Annotated in this window: 1 protein-coding gene and 2 pseudogenes; all 3 read left to right on the top strand. The window is 68.6% G+C overall.

The features are described from left to right. The first annotated feature begins 170 nt into the window (after positions 1 to 170). A complete protein-coding gene (locus tag ABD209_RS07900; RefSeq protein ID WP_344064466.1) occupies positions 171 to 482 on the top strand; it encodes a transposase in 312 nt (103 codons plus the stop codon). Between the two features lie 203 nt (positions 483 to 685). Continuing rightward, positions 686 to 1,154: pseudogene (locus ABD209_RS19800) on the top strand (transposase); the annotation flags it as partial. A 125-nt stretch (positions 1,155 to 1,279) separates the two neighbouring features. After that, positions 1,280 to 2,613: pseudogene (locus ABD209_RS07885) on the top strand (IS30 family transposase). Positions 2,614 to 2,797 lie beyond the last annotated feature (184 nt).

Genomic DNA, 2,797 nt, shown 5'->3' with positions numbered 1-2,797 from the left:
GCGCCGAGGTTCACCAACCCGACACTCACGCCGAGACGGCCCCTCCTCGGCAAACCCGATGACAGCCCACGGCCCCCACGTCGTCATCCAGAACGACGGTCAACATGCGGGCGCCGTTGAAGCGTTCGGGGATCTGTGCCGCATCGTTTCTGGTCAGGAAGGATGCAGGTATGCCCAAACATTTTGGTGCCGCGACGAAGGAGCGGGCGGTGCGGATGGTGGCCGAGCAGGTCGTCGAGTACGGGTCGTTGACCAAGACGTGCGCGGCGGTCGGTGCCAAGCTGGGGATCTCGAAGGAGACGGTGCGCGGCTGGGCTCGACAGGCCCAGGTCGATGCCGGCACTCGGGAGGGGATGACGAGCAGCGAGCGGGAGGAGATCAAGGCCTTGAAGGCCAGGGTGCGCCGCCTGGAGGAGGACAATGCGATCCTGCGGTCGGCGGCAACTTTTATTGCGGGGGAACTCGACCCCCGCAGCCGATGATCATGGACTTCATCCGTTCTCAGGAACTGGCGGGGCGCGCGGTCGAGTCGGTGTGTGCGGTCCTGCGTGAGCAGGGCGTGCAGGTCGCCGCGCGGACCTACCGGGCTGCCCGGTCACGGGGAGCGGTGGTCAGCGCGCAGGTGCTGGCGATGGCGTACCTGATGAACGCGATCCTTTCGTTGGCGTTTGTGTGGGACCCGGCCACGAGCCGGTTCCGGCTGCGTCCGGAGGGTTTGTACGGTCGAGGGAAGGTGACCGCGTTGTTGTGCCCGTGAAGGCGTGCAGGGCGCAACCTACGGTCGCGTTGATGAGGCGATGACGGCGTTGCGGCACAACGGAATCCGTCGATCCCGTAAGCACCGCACCACGATCCCGGGCAAGGACGGGCGCCGGGCCGGGGACCTGCTCAACCGAGACTTCACCGCCGCCGCCCCGAACCGGGTGTGGGTTACCGACTTCACGTACTGCCGGACCTGGGCCGGGTTCACCTATGTGGCGTTCGTGGTGGACTGCTTCTCCCAACGGATCGTGGGCTGGCACGCCCAAACGACCAAAGAGGCCGACCTGGTGCTGACACCCGTGCGGATGGCGATCTGGCGGCGTGACCGCGAGGGCCACCCCGTGGGCTGCGGGGAGCTGATCCATCACTCCGACGCCGGCTCGCAAGGCGGATTCCAGTGGTCGTCGCAACACCTTGATGGTGGAGGTGTGTGGTGGCGGGTTCGAGAGTTTCGTGGCCGGAGCGTCCGGCGGGTGCGCGTCGGCAGTGGGCGGCGGATCGGGCGTTGCGGCCCGTGATGCGGTCGCCGGGGCGGCCGGTGCCGTCGCGGGCGGTGGAGCGTGAGTTCTGGCGGTTGATCGCTGGGGGCGCGTCGACGGAGGAGGCCGCGGTGGCGGTGGGCGTGTCGGCGCCGGTCGGGTCTCGGTGGTTCCGACACGCTGGTGGGATGAGCGCGCTGTGCTTGACCGAACCGACCGGCCGTTACCTGTCCTTCACGGAGCGGGAAGAGATCGCGATCTTGCGGGCCCAGGACGTTGGGGTGCGGGAGATCGCCCGTCGGCTGGGTCGGGACCCGGCGACGATCTCGCGGGAGTTGCGCCGGAACTCGGCCACGCGTGCCGGGCAGCGGGGGTATCGGGCCACGGTGGCGCAGTGGAAGGCGCAGCAAGCGGCCAAGCGCCCCAAGAAGGCCAAACTCGCGGCGAATCCCCGGTTGCGCGAGTACGTGCAAGCGAAGCTGTCCGGGGCGGTCACCGACGCCGACGGGAGCCCGATCGCCGGCCCGAACGTGCCCTGGGTCGGTCGCCGCCAGGACCGGCGCTGGGGCACGGCGTGGAGCCCGGAACAGATCAGTGCCGGCTCAAGCTCGACTTCCCCGATGACCAGTCGATGCGGGTCAGCCACGAGACGATCTACCAGTCGTTGTACGTCCAGGGCCGGGGCGCGCTGAACCGGGAACTGACCGCGTGCCTGCGGACCGGGCGGGCGCTGCGTGAGCCACGCGCCCGCACCAGGCGCAGCGGCCGTACCTTCGTCACCGAGGAGGTGAAGATCAGCTCCCGGCCCGCGGAGGCGGCCGACCGGTCCACCGCGGGGCATTGGGAAGGGGATCTGATTATCGGGTTGGAGAAGTCCGCGATCGGCACCCTGGTCGAACGCCGCAGCCGCTACACGATGCGGTTGCACCTACCCCGAATGGAGGCCTTCGGGACCACCCCGTACGTGAAGAACGGGCCGCCGATCGCGGGCCACGGCGCCGACGCTGTCCGGGAGGCGATCACCGCACAGATCGGGACGCTGCCCAAGCACCTGCGCCGGTCGCTGACCTGGGACCAAGGCGGGGAGATGGCCGGGCACGCCCAACTCACCAGCGACGCCGGGATCGCGGTCTTCTTCTGTGACCCGCACTCCCCGTGGCAACGGCCGAGCAACGAGAACACCAACGGCCTACTGCGGCAATACTTCCCGAAAGGCACCGACCTGACCCGCTGGAACGCAACCGACGTCGACGCGGTCGCGATCACCCTCAACTGTCGACCCCGCAAAAGCCTGGGCTGGCGCACTCCTGCCGAGGTCTTCACCGACCAGCTACAGTCGATAACACAGGCCGGTGTTGCAACGACCCCCTGAACCTGCCCAATACACCTCGATCCGGCTCACCGAGCACCTCGCGGTGGAAGAGATCGCGCCCTCGATCGGGACCGTCGGGGACTGCCTGTTAACCGGCCAATCGGACCCCTGGGGGGTGGCTGCCTGACGCGGGCGGTGGTCGGAATCGCAGTGGGGGTGCTGGAAGTCGGTACTGCTGGGGAGT

The organism is Nostocoides vanveenii (assembly GCF_039531165.1).
In the GTDB taxonomy this organism is placed as follows: Bacteria; Actinomycetota; Actinomycetes; order Actinomycetales; family Dermatophilaceae; genus Nostocoides_A; species Nostocoides_A vanveenii.
The sequence above is the reverse complement of the archived record's forward strand: the minus strand, read 5'-3'. Positions and strand labels throughout refer to the sequence as shown.